Source organism: Streptomyces bambusae (assembly GCF_019400985.1).
Classification (GTDB): domain Bacteria; phylum Actinomycetota; class Actinomycetes; order Streptomycetales; family Streptomycetaceae; genus Streptomyces; species Streptomyces bambusae_A.
Map to the genome: position 1 here is coordinate 1 of NZ_WTFF01000147.1, position 18,123 is coordinate 18,123.

14 protein-coding genes and 1 riboswitch are annotated in these 18,123 nt (G+C 73.1%); of the genes, 5 read left to right on the top strand and 9 right to left on the bottom strand.

The window, feature by feature from the left end; all coding sequences use genetic code 11:
* Positions 1-588 (bottom strand): helix-turn-helix domain-containing protein (locus tag GPJ59_RS20410; protein ID WP_219668660.1); only part of this gene is annotated, 588 nt, incomplete at its 3' end.
* A gap of 292 nt (positions 589-880) precedes the next feature.
* On the opposite strand from GPJ59_RS20410, the gene GPJ59_RS20415 reads away from it, so the two are divergent.
* Positions 881-1,906, top strand: a complete 1,026-nt coding sequence (locus GPJ59_RS20415) for an alpha/beta hydrolase (RefSeq protein WP_219668661.1) — start codon at positions 881-883, stop codon at positions 1,904-1,906.
* 229 nt (positions 1,907-2,135) lie between these two features.
* Positions 2,136-2,651 carry a hypothetical protein gene (locus GPJ59_RS20420; RefSeq protein ID WP_219668662.1) on the top strand — a complete coding sequence of 172 codons (516 nt, stop codon included), beginning with the start codon at positions 2,136-2,138 and terminating at the stop codon, positions 2,649-2,651.
* A gap of 25 nt (positions 2,652-2,676) precedes the next feature.
* Here the strand turns inward: GPJ59_RS20420 and GPJ59_RS20425 are convergent, their stop codons facing one another.
* From GPJ59_RS20425 to GPJ59_RS20440, 4 genes are all read right to left on the bottom strand, one after another.
* Positions 2,677-3,327: a thymidine kinase gene (locus tag GPJ59_RS20425; protein WP_219668663.1), complete on the bottom strand. Its 651-nt coding sequence runs from the start codon at positions 3,325-3,327 to the stop codon at positions 2,677-2,679.
* 67 nt (positions 3,328-3,394) lie between these two features.
* Complete coding sequence (locus tag GPJ59_RS20430; protein WP_219668664.1) at positions 3,395-4,627, bottom strand: alkaline phosphatase family protein; 1,233 nt, start codon at positions 4,625-4,627, stop codon at positions 3,395-3,397.
* Positions 4,627-5,229, bottom strand: a complete 603-nt coding sequence (locus GPJ59_RS20435; protein WP_219668665.1) for a DUF5998 family protein — start codon at positions 5,227-5,229, stop codon at positions 4,627-4,629. The genes GPJ59_RS20430 and GPJ59_RS20435 overlap by 1 nt, the downstream gene beginning before the upstream one ends.
* Positions 5,230-5,271: 42 nt before the next feature.
* Positions 5,272-8,103 (bottom strand): bifunctional acetate--CoA ligase family protein/GNAT family N-acetyltransferase, encoded by a 2,832-nt coding sequence (locus tag GPJ59_RS20440; protein WP_219668666.1) that lies wholly within the window; start codon positions 8,101-8,103, stop codon positions 5,272-5,274.
* 186 nt (positions 8,104-8,289) lie between these two features.
* On the opposite strand from GPJ59_RS20440, the gene GPJ59_RS20445 reads away from it, so the two are divergent.
* Entirely contained in the window at positions 8,290-8,571 is a 282-nt protein-coding gene (locus tag GPJ59_RS20445; RefSeq protein ID WP_219668667.1) for an HPr family phosphocarrier protein, read from the top strand.
* A gap of 258 nt (positions 8,572-8,829) precedes the next feature.
* Here GPJ59_RS20445 and GPJ59_RS20450 read toward each other — a convergent pair whose 3' ends face one another.
* The 4 genes from GPJ59_RS20450 to GPJ59_RS20465 all read right to left on the bottom strand — a co-directional run bounded on the left by GPJ59_RS20450 (position 8,830) and on the right by GPJ59_RS20465 (position 13,789).
* Positions 8,830-9,495 carry a GntR family transcriptional regulator gene (locus GPJ59_RS20450; protein WP_219668668.1) on the bottom strand — a complete coding sequence of 222 codons (666 nt, stop codon included), beginning with the start codon at positions 9,493-9,495 and terminating at the stop codon, positions 8,830-8,832.
* A gap of 228 nt (positions 9,496-9,723) precedes the next feature.
* Positions 9,724-10,509 (bottom strand): M23 family metallopeptidase, encoded by a 786-nt coding sequence (locus tag GPJ59_RS20455; RefSeq protein ID WP_219668669.1) that lies wholly within the window; start codon positions 10,507-10,509, stop codon positions 9,724-9,726.
* Between the two features lie 13 nt (positions 10,510-10,522).
* A riboswitch (cyclic di-AMP (ydaO/yuaA leader) is annotated at positions 10,523-10,680 on the bottom strand.
* Positions 10,681-10,952: 272 nt separating this feature from the next.
* Positions 10,953-12,335: a M16 family metallopeptidase gene (locus GPJ59_RS20460; protein ID WP_219668673.1), complete on the bottom strand. Its 1,383-nt coding sequence runs from the start codon at positions 12,333-12,335 to the stop codon at positions 10,953-10,955.
* A 20-nt stretch (positions 12,336-12,355) separates the two neighbouring features.
* A complete protein-coding gene (locus tag GPJ59_RS20465) occupies positions 12,356-13,789 on the bottom strand; it encodes a M16 family metallopeptidase (RefSeq protein ID WP_219668670.1) in 1,434 nt (477 codons plus the stop codon).
* A gap of 198 nt (positions 13,790-13,987) precedes the next feature.
* Here GPJ59_RS20465 and GPJ59_RS20470 point away from each other — a divergent pair, with 198 nt between their 5' ends.
* Positions 13,988-16,441: a DNA gyrase/topoisomerase IV subunit A gene (locus tag GPJ59_RS20470; protein ID WP_219668671.1), complete on the top strand. Its 2,454-nt coding sequence runs from the start codon at positions 13,988-13,990 to the stop codon at positions 16,439-16,441.
* Between the two features lie 100 nt (positions 16,442-16,541).
* A partial coding sequence (locus GPJ59_RS20475) for a restriction endonuclease (RefSeq protein WP_219668672.1) occupies positions 16,542-18,123 on the top strand: 1,582 nt, incomplete at its 3' end.

Genomic DNA, 18,123 nt, shown 5'->3' on the forward strand with positions numbered 1-18,123 from the left:
CCGGTGGCGCGGGATAAGTGTATAAGAGCCAGCCCCGCCACCCACACCTGCGGCCGGTGCCCCGGCGGCCCGTTGCTCCGCGGGCCGGTGCTCGGCGGGCCCGTTTGGCACGGGCCGGCCCGGACCAGCCCCATCCGCCGCGCCTCCGCCCGGCCCGGGTCCGACCGGCCCGACTTCGCCGGTGCCGGGCCCGACCGCCGCAGGGCCGTCCACCGCAGGCCCGTCCGCCGTCGCTCCGGCCGGGCCGGAAGTCGCGGCTGCCGGGACTGCCGGGGTTTCGCCCGCCGCCGGGTCGAGCGGCTGCGGCGGCAGCGGCGGACCCGTCACGAGGTTGTGCGTGTCGAGCCGCCGCTGCTCCCACTCCTCCGGGTCACCGCCGCACGCGCCCACGAACGCGGCCAGCACGGCCGCACTCGGCAGCCGTCGGCCGGAGGCCGCGGCGGCCAGCGTGGAGGCCGAGTAGTGGGTGCGGGTGGCGAGCTCGCGGTAGGACGGGCTGCCCGCCCGGCGCCTGAGCTCCCGTAGGTCGTAGGCGAACCGGGCCAAGGGACCCTGCCGTGGATCGAGCGGCTGTTCCTGGCGTCCCACTTCTCGTACCTCCCTGTCCGGCGTTTGTCCGGGATCTGTCCGACGACGTCAGCACGGCGGGACACGGGGCGTACGACCGGTTTGAATGGGCTCGGCCCACCCGGCGGGTGGATGCGGACGCCCCTGTGCCCGTGTCCGCGCCGCGATCTTCATGAGGCCATCCAAGCGGTCCGCGCGCGACGCGACGGCGCTTTCGAACCCATCGGGCCTGTGCGGTAGTTCACAGCCCCACGGGCCGGGCCGTCCCCGATCCGCCCGCGCGACGCCGCACGCCCCACACAGGAGGTCGGACATGATCGAGCACCACCCCACCCGCAGGCGCGTCCTGAGGGCCGCCGGCGGGCTGTCCGCGGCGGTGGGTCTCGGCGGCGCGGACGTCCTCTCGGCGGCCCCGGCCACGGCCGCCACCGGGACCGGGGCCGGGGAGCCGGCCGGGGAGCCGGTCGAGGACGGCTTCGGCTTGCGCATCGTGGACCGGGACGAGAGCGACCCGCGGCTGCGGCGCTACCGCTTCGCGACCGGTGCGATCGGCTGGAACCCCGCGGTGAACGTCCTGCTCCCGGACGGCTATCACGACGGCGGACGCCGCTACCCCGTCCTGTACCTCTTCCACGGCGGCGGGCCGACCGCGGACTTCACCTGGTTCGACTGCCTCGGTGTGCGCGCGTGGACGGCCGGGAAGCCGGTCGTCGTCGTCATGCCGGACGGCGGCCACGCCGGCTGGTACGCCAACCCCGTCAACTCCCACGCCGGCCCCCGGAAATGGGAGACCTTCCACATGGCCCAGCTGGTGCCGTGGATCGACGCGAACTTCCGTACGTACGCCGAACTCGACGGCCGCGCCGTCGCCGGGTTCTCCATGGGCGGCTTCGGCGCGCTGAAGTACGCGGCCAAGTACCCCGGTCACTTCGCCTCGGTGAGCGCCCACTCCGGCCCGGCGAGCCTGCGCCGCGACTTCGGCGTGGTCACCCACTGGGCGAACACCTCCGCCGCCGCGGCCGACCTGGCCGGCGGCACGGTCTACGGCGCACCGCGGTGGAACGAGGCCCGGGTGAGCGCCGACAACCCGGTCGAGAACGTCGAGAACTACCGCGGCAAGCGGATCTTCCTGGTCGCCGGAACCGGCGACGGGCAGGTCGAGTGGTTCGACGGAATCACCGAGAAGCAGGTCCTGGCCGGCCAGCGTGAACTGCGCGGCCTCCTCCTGAGCGCGGGCATCGCCCACGAGGCCCACGAGGAACCGGGCGGCCACGAATTCCGCGTACCCCTCTTCCTCCACGACCTCAGCGGCATCCTCACCCGCCTCCGGCCCGCGTAGGACCCGCCGCCGCCAGGACCCTCCGGCGGCGGTGCCGGCGGCACAGGACCTCGTAGCCGACCGCGACCCGCTCGTCCCTCTCTCACCTCAGGGTGAGAACGCCCTCGCACGCGAACTGCTTCGAGATCGAGGCGAATCTCTGGTGGGGTGGCTACTTGAACCGGGCCCGGTCATAGTTCATCAAGCCGGGAGCCACGCCGGACCTGTGAGTGAGGGGACCCGAACTTTCATGACACGGAGAACGCACCTGCGGTTCGCTGCGGCGGCGATGGCGGCGGTGGGCGTTGCCTGCGCCGCCGGATGCACGCCGGCACCCCTGCCGGGTGTGCTGGCGATGGAGCGCACGGAGACGGGCGGCGCGCGGGCGCTGATTGCGCCGTGTGCGCAAGCCGTGGTGCTGGACTTCTCCGTCTATGCCAAGGGACGTACGGACGGCCTCTACAGCTGGGACGTGACGAATGATGCAATGTCGGGCGGAATCGCCTCCGTCGACCTGTTCACGGCTCCCCCGGGATGGAGTGTCACGGATTCCACCCTCACCGACGTGCAGACCGAAGGAACCTACAAGGCGAAATTTTGGGGCTCCGGGGCGGGCTACCGTGCCCTGAACGGCGAGCTGTCGTTCACCGCACAGCAGCTCGCCTCACTGAAGCCCGGGAAGGTGCTCGTGAACAAGAACGGCAAGACACGGACGGCCGACCGGTCCGCCTTCTTGAAGTACGACCCTGAGCGTTGCGAGCCCTGAGACAGCCCGCCATCGGCACCGGCCGTCAGCCGGAAGTGACCGGTAGGACGTCCGGGGACAGGGCGCTCGCGTGGGCGGTGGCGGAGGTCATTCGGCGGCGGTGGTGGCGGCGGCACAGGACCTCGTAGCCGATCTCCTCCGCCGGGCGGTTCACGTCGCCGACCACGACCTGCTCGCCCTCGACGACCATCTCCCCGCCCACCGTACGGGCGTTGTGGGTGGCGCGGGCGCCGCACCAGCACAGGGCCTCCACCTGGAGCTGCTCGATCCGGTCGGCCAGTTCGATGAGCCGCTGCGAGCCGGGGAAGAGCTTGGTGCGGAAGTCGGTGGTGATGCCGAAGGCGAAGACGTCCATGTCGAGGTCGTCGACGATGCGGGCGAGCTGGTCGATCTGCTCCGGGGCGAGGAACTGGGCCTCGTCCACGATCACGTAGTCCGCCCTGCCGCCCTTGGAGAGCTCCCCGACCAGGTAGCCGTAGAGGTCCATCGCGTCGGCGACCTCGACGGCCTCCGTCACCAGCCCCAGCCGCGAGGACAGCTTGCCCTCGCCGGCCCGGTCCTGGCGGGTGAAGATCACGCCCTGCAGGCCGCGCGCGGAGCGGTTGTGGGTGATCTGAAGAGCGAGGGTGCTCTTTCCGCAGTCCATCGTTCCGGAGAAGAACACCAGCTCGGGCATGGCGGTACGGGACCTTTCGGGTCAGGTGGGTGAGGGCGGCCGTGCGGACGGGGCGGGCGGCGCCGGGTCAGGAGGAGCGGATCTCCAGCAGCGGGACGAGCTGTTCCGCCGCGGTCATCGAGCCGTGCATGCCGGTCAGCGAGGACTCGTTCGGCTCGTTGACCGACGCGGTGATGGCGACCGTGTCGTGCGCGGCGGCGACCACGTCGCCGATCCGGCCCAGGACCCGCTCGTCGCATTCGCCGGGCGCCCCGAACCAGCCCAGTTCCAGGGCCTCTTCGCGGCCGGCGATCCAGAAGCGGTCGCCGAGCACCTCGCGCCAGACGGTCAGTACGTCGGCCTCGGCGCCGGGCACCGCGTAGACGTGCCGGGCCCGGCCCTCGCCGCCGAGGAGGGCGACGCCCGCGCCGAGCTCCCAGTCCTCGTCGAAGTCGATGCGGGAGTCCTCGTCGAAGGGGATGTCCACCATGCCGTGGTCGGCGGTCACGTAGAGCGCCGTACGGGGCGGCAGCTGCTCGGCGAGGCGCTGGACGAGCCGGTCGACGTACATCAGCTGGCCGCGCCAGGCGTCGGAGTCCACGCCGTGCCGGTGGCCGGCGCCGTCGAGCTCGCTGTAGTACGTGTACACCAGCGCGCGCTCGCCGGCGGCGAGCTGGAGGGCGGCGAGGTCCATCCGCTCCTCGCCGGTCATCCGGCCGTGGAAGGTGCCGCCGCTGAGCGCGATCTTGGTGAGCGGGGTGTTCTGGAAGGCGGGGGCGGACACCTGCGCGGTGTGCACCCCGGCCGCGTCGGCGAGCTGGAAGACCGTCGGGTACGGCTGCCAGACCTGCGGCGAGGTCCAGGGCTGCCAGCGCAGCTGGTTCATCAGTTCGCCGGTGGACGGGTTGCGCACGGCGTAGCCGGGCAGCCCGTGCCGGGCCGGGGCCAGGCCGGTGCCGACGGAGGCCAGGGAGGTGGCGGTGGTGGCGGGGAAGCCGGCGGTGATCGGGCGGCCGGTGCCGCCGCGCGAGCTGCCCAGCAGGGAGGTCAGGAAGGGGGCCTCGGCGGGGTGGGCCGCCAGCTGCTCCCAGCCGAGCCCGTCGACGAGGAACACGCAGGCGCGGTCGGCCGGGGCGAGCTCGGTGATCGAGGCGGTCAGGCCGGGCACCCCCTGGTTCGCGGCCAGGGTGGGCAGCAGGTCGGCGAGCGAGCCGGTGCCGTAGTGCGGGACGGGGGCGCCGGCGAGGTCGAGCAGTTCCGGCTCTCCCCCGGCCTCGGGCCTGGGGTACCCCCAGGCGTCCTGCGCCGCGGAGTACGTCATCAGCGGGCCGCGGCGGCTGCCGCCGTGGCCTCGGAGAGGGCCTGCGCGAAGGCGAGGGTCTGACGGACCGCCTCGGGGCCGTCGCCGGCCTCGCTGACCCGCAGGCTCAGGTCGTCGGCGGTGGAGTTGCCGGTGTAGCCGTGGTCGGAGTCGCAGTTCGGGTCGCCGCAGGCGGCGGGCTCCAGGTCGATGCGCGAGACGGCGCCCCAGCCGATGGTCAGGACGACCTCGCGCGGCAGGGTGCCGGGGGTGTACGACTCGGGGTTGGCGACGACGCGGCTGAGCACCACCGAGGAGATCGCGCCGATCTTGACCGACTCGGTCGAGGTGGTCGCGTACGGCGAGGGGGACCCGGCGTCGGCGGCCTGCTCGTCGGTGTGGCTGACGATGAAGCGGTTGCCGGTCAGGACCAGCACCGTGACGTGCCGGCGCACCTCGTTGGAGTCGAAGGTGGTCTCCTGGTGGACCAGGTACGACGAGATCGGCTCGCCGCCCACCGCGGCCTCCACCGCCTCGGCCACGAGTGCCGGGTAGTAGCCGCTGCGCTCGATCGCCGCGCGCAGCCCCTGGGTCGTCGTACCGGATTTCGCCATGAGGTCCATCCTACGGCCCGCGAGGGGCGTCTCCGCCTCGCCGTACGGGGCTCAGTAACTCGGCAGGGTCCGCGGCCCGAGGTCGGTACGGGCCGGGGGGTGGGCGATGCGGACCTCGGCGCTGAGCACGGAGAGGCCCTCGGTGGCGACGACGACCGGCTCCAGTGAGACGCCGATCACCTCGGGGTGGTCGTCCACCAGCCGGGACAGCCGCAGCAGGAGGTCCTCCAGGGCGGGGGTGTCGACGGGGTCGCTGCCGCGCCAGCCGAAGAGCAGGGGTGCCGCGCGGATGGTGCGGATCAGCTCGGCGGCGTCCCGGGCGGTGGCCGGGACGAGCCGGTGGGCGGTGTCACCGAGCAGCTCGGAGGGCACTCCGGCCAGCCCGAAGGACAGGACCGCGCCGGCGGCCGGGTCGATCACGGAGCGGACGACGGTGTCCACCCCGCGCGGGACCATGGCCTGCACGACGGGCTGGAGCTCGGCCGGCTTGCCGAAGGCCTCGGTCAGCTCGTCGTACGACCGGCGCAGCTCGGCCTCGGTGGTCAGGTCCAGGCGTACGCCGCCCAGGTCGGCGCGGTGGCGCAGGTGCGGGGCGGTGGTCTTCAGGGCGACGGGGTATCCGAGCCGGGCGGCGGCCCGGGCCGCCTCGTCGGGGGTGGGGGTGGGCAGGGTCGGCAGGACCTCGATGCCGTAGCGGGCCAGCAGGGCGCCGGCATCGGTGTCGGCCAGGGTGGCGACCTCGTCGGGGCCGAGCCCGGTGAGCAGGCCGGCGAGCTGGGCGGCGGCGCCCTTGGCGTCGATGTCGTCGTACTCGGGCACCTGGCCGGCCTCGGACTCGGCACGGCGCCACTGCTGGTGGCGGACGGCCTCGGCGAGGGCCCGTACGGCCCGCTCGGCGGCCGGGTAGGCGGGGATGCGGGCGGGCGGCGGGGCGGGCACGCTCGTGTCGGGCTCGCTCCCGTCGGACTCGCTCCCGTCGGCCTCACTCCCGTCGGACCGGCCCTGCGGCCGGTGCTGCGGGCGGCCGGCGGGGGCGGCGGGGCCGGTGGCGGGCGGGGCCTCGGCGAGTCCGCCGAGCTCGACGTGGACGACGACGACCGGCTTGCCCGGGCCATGGGCGACGGCCTCGCGCAGGGCGGCCGCGAGGTCGTCGGCGAAGCCGGGCTCGCCGACGGAGGGGATGGCGGTGACGACGACGGCGTCGCTGGTGTCGGCGGCCAGCGCCTCGGCCAGCGCGGTCCGGAAGTCCTCCGGCCCGGCGTCGGTGGTCAGGTCCAGCGGGGGCAGCGGGCGCAGGCCCTCCCACAGGCAGGCGTCGTAGGTGAGCACGCCGAGGGACTCGGAGTTGCCGAGGATCGCGACGCGGGGGCCGGCGGGCAGCGGCTGGGAGGCCAGCAGCAGCCCCACGTCGACGAGTTCGGTGACGGTGTCCACGCGGATCACGCCGGCCTGGCGGAGCAGGGCGGAGACGGTGGCGTCGGGCAGCCGGGTGGCGGGGACGGCGTGACCGGCGGGGGTGGCTCCGGTGTGCCGGCCGCCCTTGGCGACGACGACGGGCTTGACGGCGGCGGTGCGGCGCGCGAGGCGGGTGAACTTGCGCGGGTTGCCGAGGGTTTCGAGGTACATCAGGGCGACGTCGGTGGCCGGGTCGTCGTACCAGTACTGGAGGATGTCGTTGCCGGAGACGTCCGCCCGGTTGCCCGCGGACACGAAGGACGACAGTCCTTCGCCGCGCCGCAGCAGCCCGGAGAGCAGTGCTATCCCGATGGCGCCGGACTGGCTGAACAGCCCGATCCGGCCGCGCAGCGGCGTGGGGTCGGGGGTGGCGGCCAGGGAGGCGTTGAGGCTGACGTCGGGGGCGGTGTTGATCACGCCGAAGGCGTTGGGGCCGACGATGCGCATGCCGTACGAGCGGGCCTGGCGCACCAGTTCGCGCTGCCGGGCCAGGCCTTCGGGGCCGCTCTCGCCGAAGCCGGCGGAGAGCACGACCAGGCCCTGGACGCCGAGGTCGCCGCAGGCGGTGACCACCTCGGGGACCCGGTCGGCGGGGACGGCGACCACGGCGAGGTCGACGGGGGCGCCGATGTCGGCCGGCGCCCGGTAGGCGCGTACGCCTTCGAGCAGGTCGGTCGTGACGGCCTCGTTCACGGCGTAGAGATCGCCGCGGAAGCCGCCGTCGCGCAGGTTGCGCAGGACGGCGGCGCCGACGCCGGAGCCGCTGCGGCTGACGCCGACGACGGCGACCGAGCGCGGGGCGAGCAGGCGCTGCACGGAGCGGGCCTCGGCGCGCTGTTCGCGGGCGCGCTGGACGGCCAGGGACTCGGCGGTGGGTTCGAGGTCGAGGGTGAGGTGCACGGCGCCGTCCTCGAAGGTGCGCTTCTGCTCGTACCCGACGTCCTTGAACACCTTGATCATCTTGGTGTTGGCGGGCAGCACCTCGGCGGCGAACCGGCGGATGCCGCGCTCGCGGGCGACCGCTCCGATGTGTTCGAGGAGGGCGGAGGCCACGCCGCGGCCCTGGTGCGCGTCCTGGACCAGGAAGGCGACCTCGGCCTCGTCGGCGGGGCCGGTGGCGGGGTGGCCGTCGGGGCCGATCCGGTCGTAGCGGACGGTGGCGATGAACTCGCCGCCGACGGTGGCGGCGAGGCCGACGCGGTCCACGTAGTCGTGGTGCGTGAAGCGGTGCACGTCCCGGTCGGACAGCCGCGGGTAGGGCGCGAAGAAGCGGTAGTACTTCGACTCGTCCGACACCTGCTCGTAGAAGCTGACCAGCCGGCCGGCGTCGGCGGGGGTGATGGGGCGGATGTGCGCGGTGCCGCCGTCGCGCAGCACGACGTCCGCTTCCCAGTGGGCCGGGTACGAGGGGTCCGCCGCGGTGGTCATGGGGCTCACCCTAAGGCCCGGGGCCGCGGACGGCGCCAGCGCGGCGCATACGATAAATTCCGGCAAATCGGTGCAAGCTGGGGAAGGTCGGAGTGCAGGAGGAGCCGGACCGAGGGTCGGTCGGAGCATTCCGGGCGTCGTGAGAGACTGGTCTAGACAACCCGCAGAAACCTGAAGGGCATCACCATGGCAGAGCGCCGCGTCAACGTCGGCTGGGCCGAGGGCCTGCATGCTCGTCCCGCCTCGATCTTCGTCCGTGCGGCCACGTCGTCCGGCGTCCCGGTGACCATCGCCAAGGCCGACGGCACCCCGGTCAACGCCGGCTCCATGCTCGCGGTGCTGGGCCTGGGCGCCCAGGGCGGCGAGGAGATCGTCCTGGCTTCGGACGCCGAGGGCGCGGAGATCGCGCTCGACCGCCTGGCGAAGCTGGTCGCCGAGGGTCTTGAGGAACTCCCCGAGACCGTCTGAGCCCTTCGGGTCCCCGCGGTCGCGGGGTGAGCGGCGCGGCGGGGCCGCGGCAGCCGGCGCATGCCCGGCGGCCGCGGCCCCGCCCTTTTTGCGGGTGCGCGCGGGCACGAAAAACGGGGCCCCGGAAACAGGAGCCCGGAAATGGGGAGCCCGGAAAGGGGACCGGAAAATCGGGCCCCCGGGCAGCAGACCCCGGTCCCGGAAAAGCGGATCCCCGCCCGGAAATTCTGGGCGCCCCTCATTTGTATACGGCCTTTGTTAATGCCGGCCGCTCGCCGTGTTTACGGCAGGTTGCGAGGTCCTCACACGCAGCCGGTGTGCCCCCGCCGCGCGGTCCGCGTGCGCGGCCGTCAGCGCCCGGGCCCGCTCGGCGTCGCCGCGGGTCACCGCGTCCACGATCGCGCCGTGCTCCGCCCAGGACTCCACCGGCCGGGCCGGCGCCTCCACCGCGTACAGCCAGGCGACCTTGTGGCGCAGCTGGGTCAGCAGGGCGACCAGTCCGGGGCTGGCCGAGGCCTGCACGAGCGTCTCGTGGAACCAGCCGCCCAGCGACCGCAGATCCTCGCCCTGGCCGCGCCGGGCACGCTCCTGGCCGAGCCTGACGAGGCCGCGCAGCACCTTCAGATGGGCATCGGTGCGCCGACGGGCGGCGCGCGCCGCCGCGAGCGGCTCCAGCAGCATGCGCATCTCCAGGAAGTCGGCGGCCTCCAGCTCGGTCGGCTCGGCGACACAGGCCCCCGCGTGGCGCCGGGTGGTGACGAAGCCCTCGGACTCCAGCGTGCGCAGCGCCTCGCGGACGGGGACCCGGGAGACTCCGTAGCGGCGGGCGAGGAGTTCCTCGGTGAGCCTGCCGCCGGGCTCGAAAACACCGGAGACGATGTCGTCCCGGATCGCGGTGCAGACCGCGTGCGCTGGAATACGCAAAACCGGACCTCCGCTTAATGCATACGTCATGAGTGCGACTCTATGGCAACACAACATTGTTTCCGATGATGAACGGAAGCCGGACGGAAATACGAAACATCAGCGGCCGCGGTCCGCGCGAAGCCCGTCGCTCGAAAGCATCCGCGCAACGCGAAGGACCCCGGCTCAGCAGGAGCCGGGGTCCTTCGTGGTGTGCGGTGCGCGGCGGGAGCCGCGGGCCCGTCAGGGTCAGAGGCTGACGCCGTGCGAGCGGAGGTAGGCGACCGGGTCGATGTCGGAGCCGTAGTTGGCGCCGGAGCGGGCCTCGAAGTGCAGGTGCGGGCCGCTGGAGTTGCCCGTGGAGCCCGACAGGCCGATCTGCTGGCCCGGGGTGACCTGCTGGCCGACCGAGACGCTCAGCGAGGACATGTGGGCGTACTGGGTGTACGTGCCGTCGTTGTGCTTGATCACGACGTTGTTGCCGTACGCGCCGCCGTAGCCGGCCTCGACGATCACGCCCGCGCCGACGGCGCGCACGGAGGTGCCGGTGGCGGCGTGGAAGTCGATGCCCGTGTGGCTGCCGGAGGACCACATGGCGCCGCCGGCACCGTACGAGGTGCTGATGTAGGAGTCCGCCAGCGGCGAGACGAAGGTGTTGAGGCGGCGGCGCTCCTCCTCGCGGGCGGCGCGCTCCTTGGCCTCACGCTCGGCCTTGGCCTTGGCCTCCGCGAGGCGCTTGGCCTCGGCGGCCTTCTGCTTCGCCTCGGCCTCGGCCTGCGCCTTGGCGGCGGCGGCCTCGGCGGCGTGCTGCTGGGCGTCGGCCTGGGCCTGGATGTCACCGGCCAGCTCGTCGGCCACGACCGCGGCCTTCAGGCCCACGTCCTGGGTGCTGGAGTCGTTGTCCGCCGCGAACGCGGGGGCGGCCAGGGTGCCGACGACGCCCGTGGTGGCGAGGGCGGCGATCCCGGCGATGCCGGCGGCCTTCTTGCTCAGGCGGCTGGAACCACGGTGCTTACCGGCGCCACGAGTGCCCATGAAGAGGCTGATCCTTTCCTTCCTTCTCGCCTACCGGGTTAGCTGACGGGTTCGGAGCAGGAAGGTCTCCTACGGGCCCCTCTGGCGAGGTGGTCCGATTCACCCCAGGGACTGATGTGGGTCCCCGGCTCCCCAGGCTCGCGCCTGACGGGGACTCGGCGATCGCTGCCCGGTGCCGCGGTTGCGGCTGTCACAACTGACGGACAGCAACGCCGACGCTAGGGGGATCATCAGTCAATCGCCAAACAGAGGCGCACTTTTGTTGCGTACGCCACACCGCATACGCGCAACCTCTCCATGAACGCCGCGAATCGGGCATTCAACTCAAGGAACACAAAGGGGCCCTGACGGACATCCCGCCAGGGCCCCTTGCACACAAGCTCAGTTGCTCGCTGCGCACATGCTCAGTTGCTCGTGCAGTCGCTCGTGCTCACCGCTGCGCCTCAGTTGCCGACGACGGTGACCTCGCCGATGCCGAGGGCGCGGACCGGCTCCTCGATCTGCGCGGCGTCACCCACCAGCACGGTGACCAGCCGGTCCGCCGGGAAGGCGCTGACGACCGCCGAGGTCGCCTCCACCGTGCCCGTACCGGCCAGCCGGGCGTACAGCTGGGCCTGGTAGTCGTCGGGCAGCTGCTGCTCGACCTGGTCGGCCAGGGTGGCCGCGACCGAGGCGGCCGTCTCGAACTTCAGCGGGGCCACGCCCACCAGGTTCTGCACGGCCACGTCCCGCTCGGCGTCGGTCAGCCCGCCCTCGGCCAGGGTGCGCAGCACCTGCCACAGGTCGGCCAGCGCCGGGCCGGTGTTCGGAGTGTCCACCGAGCCGCTGATGGCGAGCATCGCCGCACCGGTCGCCCCGCCCTCGGCGGCGGGCGCCGTGGAGCGCAGCACCTGGCCGAAGGCGCGCACGCCGTAGGTGTAGCCCTTCTCCTCGCGCAGCACCTTGTCCAGGCGGGAGGTGAGCGTGCCGCCCAGGCAGTACGTGCCGAGCACCTGGGCCGCCCAGACGCTGTCGTGCCGATCCGGTCCGATCCGGCCGATCAGCAGCTGCGTCTGGACCGCGCCGGGCCGGTCCACGACGATCACGCGGCCGGTGTCGTCGGCGGTGATCGGCGGCACCGGGAGGGGTTCGGCGGAGCCGCCCGTCCAGGTGCCCAGGGTGTCGGCCAGGACGGCGTCCAGGTCCGTGCCGGTGTAGTCGCCGACGATCACCGCGGTGGCCGTGGCGGGCCGGACGTGGGCCTCGTAGAAGGCGCGCACGGCGGCGGAGTCGATGCGGGCGACGGTCTCCTCGGTGCCCTGGCGCGGGCGGGACATCCGCAGGGAGGCCGGGAAGAGCTGCTTGGACAGCTCCTTGGCGGCCCGGCGCTGCGGGTTGGCCAGCTCGTGCGGGATCTCGTCCAGCCGGTTGCGCACGAGGCGGTCCACCTCGCTGTCGGCGAAGGCGGGCGCGCGCAGCGCCTCGGCGAGCAGGCCGAGGGCCTTGGGCAGCCGGGAGGCGGGCACCTCCAGGGAGACCCGGACGCCCGGGTGGTCGGCGTGCGCGTCGAGCGTGGCACCGCAGCGTTCCAGCTCGGCGGCGAACTCCTCGGCGGAGTGCTTGTCCGTGCCCTCGGACAGCGCGCGGGCCATGATGGTGGCCACGCCGTCCAGGCCGTCGGGCTCGGCGTCCAGCGGGGCCGCGAGGATGATCTCCACGGCCACCACCTGCTGGCCCGGGCGGTGGCAGCGCAGCACGGTCAGGCCGTTGGACAGCACGGTCCGCCCGGGGGCCGGGAAGGCCCACGGCCGGGCCTCGCCGGCCTCCGGCCGCGGGTGGAAGGTCATGGTCACTGCGGGCTCGGCGGTCACTGCTGCGCCCCTTCGTTCTCGTCGGTCTCTACGGCGGCGTCGGCGGCGGCGGCAGCGGCGGTGCCTGCGTCGGCATCGGCAGCGTCGGCGGTGTCGGCGTCGGCGGTGCCGGCGTCATCGCCGCCGGCGTCCGCGGCCAGCGGCTCGTACACCAGCACCGCGCGGTTGTCCGGGCGCAGCCGGGCCGCGGCCACCGCCTGCACCTCCTCGGCGGTGACCTCCAGCAGCCGCTGGACGGCGGTCAGCGCCAGCTGCGGGTCGCCGAACAGCACGGCGTACCGGCACAGCTCGTCGGCGCGGCCGGCGACCGTGCCCAGCCGGTCCAGCCACTCGCGCTCCAGCTGCGCCTGGGCCCGCTCCATCTCCTCGCCCGTGGGGCCCTCGGCGGCGAACCGCGCGAGCTCCTCGTCCACGGCCGCCTCGATGTCCGGCACGTCGACGCCGGTGGAGGTCTTCACGTCCAGCCAGCCCAGGGACGGCGCCCCGGCCAGCCGCAGCATGCCGAAGCCGGCCGCGACGGCGCTCTGGTCGCGGCGGACCAGGCGGTTGTGCAGGCGGGAGGACTCCCCGCCGCCGAGGATCGTCAGCGCCACGTCGGCCGCGTCGCACTCGCGGGTGCCGTCGTGGGGCAGCCGGTAGGCGGCCATCAGCGCGCGGGCCGGCACCTCCTCGACGATCTCGTGGCGCAGCTGCTCGCCGATGGTGTCCGGCAGCGAGCCGTCGCGCGGCGGCTGCTTGCCGTCGTGGGCCGGGATGGTGCCGAAGTACTTCTCGATCCAGGCCAGCGTCTGCTCGGGGTCGATGTCGCCGACCACGGACAGCACCGCGTTGTTGGGCGCGTAGTACGTACGGAAGAAGGTGCGCGCGTCCTCCAGGGAGGCGGCGTCCAGGTCGGCCATCGAGCCGATCGGGGTGTGGTGGTACGGGTGGCCGTCGGGGTAGGCCAGCGCGGTCAGCTTCTCGAAGGCGGTGCCGTAGGGCACGTTGTCGTAGCGCTGGCGGCGCTCGTTCTTGACGACGTCGCGCTGGTTCTCCATGGACTCGTCGTCCAGGGCGGCCAGCAGCGAGCCCATGCGGTCCGCCTCCAGCCACAGGGCGAGCTCCAGCTGGTGGGCCGGCATCGTCTCGAAGTAGTTGGTGCGCTCGAAGCTGGTGGTCCCGTTGAGGGAGCCGCCCGCACCCTGGACCAGCTCGAAGTGACCGTTGCCCGGAACGCTGGCCGAGCCCTGGAACATCAGGTGCTCGAAGAGGTGAGCCAGGCCGGTACGGCCCTTGACTTCGTGGCGCGAGCCGACGTCGTACCAGAGGCAGACCGCGGCGACCGGGGTCAGGTGGTCCTCGGAGAGCACCACGCGCAGGCCGTTGGCCAGCCGGTGCTCGGTCGCTGTCAGACCGCCGGCGGCGGTCTGCTCGGTGGCCGTGTGACCCATGGGCATGAGGTCCCTTCGATCAGGATGCGGAGATTTCTTTCAGACCTGTCACTCTATGCAAGCGCGTCGGCCGCCGGAGAAGTTCCCGAACCACCGCTCCCCCGGTCTCCCAGGGTGGTAGTCCGGCTTGTCGGTGCCTGGGTCCACAATGGTCCGCGTCAGAACGTCCAGACACCTTGGTTAAGGAGCCGCGCAGCGATGGCCCGCCGCAGCACGAAGACCCCGCCGCCGGAGGATTTCGAGGAGAAGATCCTCGACATCGACGTCGTCGACGAAATGCAGGGCTCCTTCCTCGAGTACGCGTACTCGGTGATCTACTCCCGCGCCCTGCCCGACGCCCGGGACGGCATGAAGCCGGTGCACCGCCGGATCGTCTACCAGATGAACGAGATGGGCCTGCGCCCCGACCGCGGCTACGTCAAGTGCGCCCGCGTCGTCGGCGAGGTCATGGGCAAGCTGCACCCGCACGGCGACGCGTCGATCTACGACGCCCTCGTGCGCATGGCGCAGCCCTTCTCGATGCGGCTGCCGCTGGTCGACGGCCACGGCAACTTCGGCTCCCTCGGCAACGACGACCCGCCGGCCGCCATGCGGTACACCGAGTGCCGCATGGCCGACGCGACCTCGCTGATGACGGAGTCGATCGACGAGGACACCGTCGATTTCGCGCCGAACTACGACGGCCAGGAGCGGGAGCCGGTCGCGCTGCCCGCGGCGTACCCGAACCTGCTGGTCAACGGCGCCTCCGGGATCGCGGTCGGCATGGCCACGAACATGCCGCCGCACAACCTCGGCGAGGTCGTCGCGGCGGCCCGGCACCTGATCCGGCACCCGAACGCGGACCTGGAGGCGCTGATGCGCTTCGTCCCGGGTCCCGACCTGCCCACCGGCGGCCGGATCGTCGGCCTGTCGGGGATCAAGGACGCCTACGAGAGCGGCCGCGGCACCTTCAAGATCCGTGCGACGGTGTCGGTGGAGGACGTGACGGCGCGCCGCAAGGGCCTGGTCGTCACCGAGCTGCCCTTCACGGTCGGCCCGGAGAAGGTCATCGCGAAGATCAAGGACCTGGTCGGGTCGAAGAAGCTCCAGGGCATCGCCGACGTCAAGGACCTCACCGACCGCGCGCACGGCCTGCGCCTGGTCATCGAGATCAAGAACGGCTTCCACCCGGAGGCCGTGCTGGAGCAGCTGTACAAGCTGACGCCGATGGAGGAGTCCTTCGGCATCAACAACGTGGCGCTGGTGGACGGCCAGCCGCTGACGCTGGGCCTGAAGGAGCTGCTGGAGGTCTACCTCGACCACCGCTTCGAGGTCGTGCGCCGGCGCAGCGAGTTCCGCCGCGGCAAGCGCCGCGACCGGCTGCACCTGGTCGAGGGCCTGCTGGTGGCGCTGGTCGACATCGACGAGGTCATCGCCCTGATCCGGGAGAGCGAGAACTCCGCGCAGGCCAAGGAGCGCCTGATGGAGCGCTTCTCGCTGAGCGAGGTCCAGACCCAGTACATCCTGGACACACCGCTGCGCCGGCTCACCAAGTTCGACCGGCTGGAGCTGGAGTCCGAGCGCGACCGGCTGACGGCCGAGATCGAGGAGCTGACGAAGATCCTCGAATCGGACGCCGAGCTGCGCAAGCTGGTCTCCACGGAGCTGGCGGCGGTGGCGAAGAAGTTCGGCACGGACCGCCGTACGGTGCTGCTGGAGTCGGCCGGCGCCTCGGTCGCGGCGGTCCCGCTGGAGGTCGCGGACGACCCGTGCCGGGTGCTGCTGTCCTCCACCGGCCTGCTCGCGCGCACGGTGACCGCCGAGCCGCTGCCGGAGGGCGACGGCAGGCGGGCCCGCCACGACGTGATCGTCTCGCAGGTCACGGCGACGGCGCGGGCGGACGTGGGCGCGGTGACGTCGACGGGCCGGCTGCTGCGGATCCCCGTCATCGACCTGCCGCAGCTGCCGGACACGCACGCCGCGCCGACCCTGGCGGGCGGCGCCCCGCTGCCGGAGTTCCTGTCCGCCCTGGAGCCCGACGAGAAGGTCGTCTGCCTGACCTCCCTGGACGAGGCCTCGATGGGGCTGGCCCTGGGCACCGAGCAGGGCGTGGTCAAGCGCGTCGTGCCGGACTACCCGGCCAACAAGGAGGAGCTGGAGGTCATCACCCTCAAGGAGGGCGACCGGATCGTCGGCGCGGTCGAGCTGCGCACCGGCGAGGAGGACCTGGTCTTCATCACCGACGACGCCCAGCTGCTGCGCTACCCGGCGGGCCAGGTGCGCCCGCAGGGCCGGCCGGCGGGCGGTATGGCCGGCATCAAGCTGTCCGACGGGGCCAAGGTGATCCACTTCTCGGCGGTGGACCCGGCGCGGGACGCCCTGGTCCTCACGGTGGCCGGCGCGCACGACACGCTGGACGGATCGGTCCGGTCCGGGAAGCTGACCCCGTTCGACCAGTTCCCGCGCAAGGGCCGGGCCACCGGCGGCGTCCGCTGCCAGCGGTTCCTGAAGGGCGAGGAGCTGCTGACGCTGGCGTGGGCGGGCAACGCACCGGCCCGCGCCGCGGCCGCCGACGGGACTCCGGCCGATCTGCCGGCCGTGGACCCGCGCCGCGACGGCTCGGGAGCCGTGCTGCCCGCGGCGGTCGCCGTGCTGGCGGGAGCCGCGCTGTAGGACGTACGACGGCGTCCGGGTGGTACGACCGGGGGGACGTACCACCCGAATGCCGACTAGTGTTTTCCCTCCAGGGGTTGGTGGGGGGAGTACACAGCTGATGAGTCGTCGGTCGGGCGGATTGATCGGGACCTGGGCCGAGGCCCAGCGCCGACAGCAGCAGACGCAGCTGATCCAGCAGCGGGAGGCGGAGCGCCGGCAGCGGGCCTACGAGCGGGAGGCGAACCGGAGCCACCGCCAGTACCGCGAGGCCGAGGCCATGCGGCGTACGGCGCAGCTCGACGCCGAGGTCGCCGCCCTCAAGAGCCTGCTGGTCGCGGGCTGCCGGGCGCCGGCGTTCCGGACGGCCTCCCTGGTCCGGTCCGAGCAGCTGGAGCCGTTCAACCCCGGGGCCCTGGCGCAGCCGGTGCCGCTGCCCCGCATCGAGGACTTCCAGCACCAGAGCAGTGGCTGGACGCTCGGCTCGAACCACCGGGCGCAGGCGGAGCGGGAGGCGCACGCCCGGTACACCCAGGCCTGGCAGGCCGCGACCGCCGCGGAGGCGCAGCGGCAGCAGCAGCTGGCGGCGTACCGGCAGCAGTACGACCGGTGGGCGGCGGAGCAGCTCGCCGGGGTACGGGCGCACAACAGCGGGCTCGCCGAGCTGGCCGACGCCCTGCGCTCGGGCGACGCCGAGGCGGCCGTGGAGTACTTCTCGGCCGCTCTGTACGCCTCGACGGCCTGGCCCGAGGCGCTGCCGAGGCAGGTGGCGGCCGCGTACGACCGCGCCGCGCGCCAGCTGGTCCTGGACTGGGAGCTGCCCGGGTACGCGGTGGTGCCGGAGGCCAGGGCGGTGCAGTACCTGCCGAGCACGGACCAGGACAAGGTGAAGCCCCGGCCGGTCACGGAGCGGCGGGCGCTGTACAGGGACCTGGTGGCGCAGTGCATGCTGCTGGTCGTGCGCGAGCTGTACGCGGCGGACGAGTTCGGCGTACTGGACTCCGTCGTGGTCAACGGGTTCGTGGACTGCCACGATCCGGCGACGGGGCAGGAGGCGCGGTTCGTGCTCGCCACGGTGCCCGCGGCGCGCAGCGCTTTCGCGGGGCTGCGGCTGGAGCAGGTCAGCGCGGTGGACTGCCTGGTGTCGGGGTTGGGCGGGCAGCTGTCGGCGCGGCCCGACCAGCGGACGGCGGTGCGCCCCGGGCGCCGGCCGGACGAGGTGGGCGGAGGCGTCGTCAGCCACGGCGGGCACGCGGACGGCGCGGACGAGGACGAGCCGGACCTCTTCGCGATGGACCCGATCGACTTCGAGAACCTGGTCGCGGAGCTGTTCCGGGCGATGGGCATGGAAGCGGTGACCACGCAGCGTTCGGGTGACGGCGGGGTGGACGTGGAGGCGCTGGACCCGGCGCCGATCCGGGGCGGGCGGATCGTGGTGCAGGTCAAGCGCTACCGGAACACGGTGCCGCCGACGGCCGTGCGCGATCTGTACGGCACGGTCCAGGACAAGGGGGCGAACAAGGGGGTGCTGGTCACCACCGCGTCGTTCGGGCCCGGGTCGTACACCTTTGCCAACGGCAAGCCGCTGGAACTGGTTCCCGGGACGGCCCTGGTGGACCTGCTGCACCAGCACGGGCTGCGGGGGCGGCTCGGCCCGGCCGACGGCGCCGCGGCCGGTGCGCCGGGCCGGCGGGCTGCCGGAC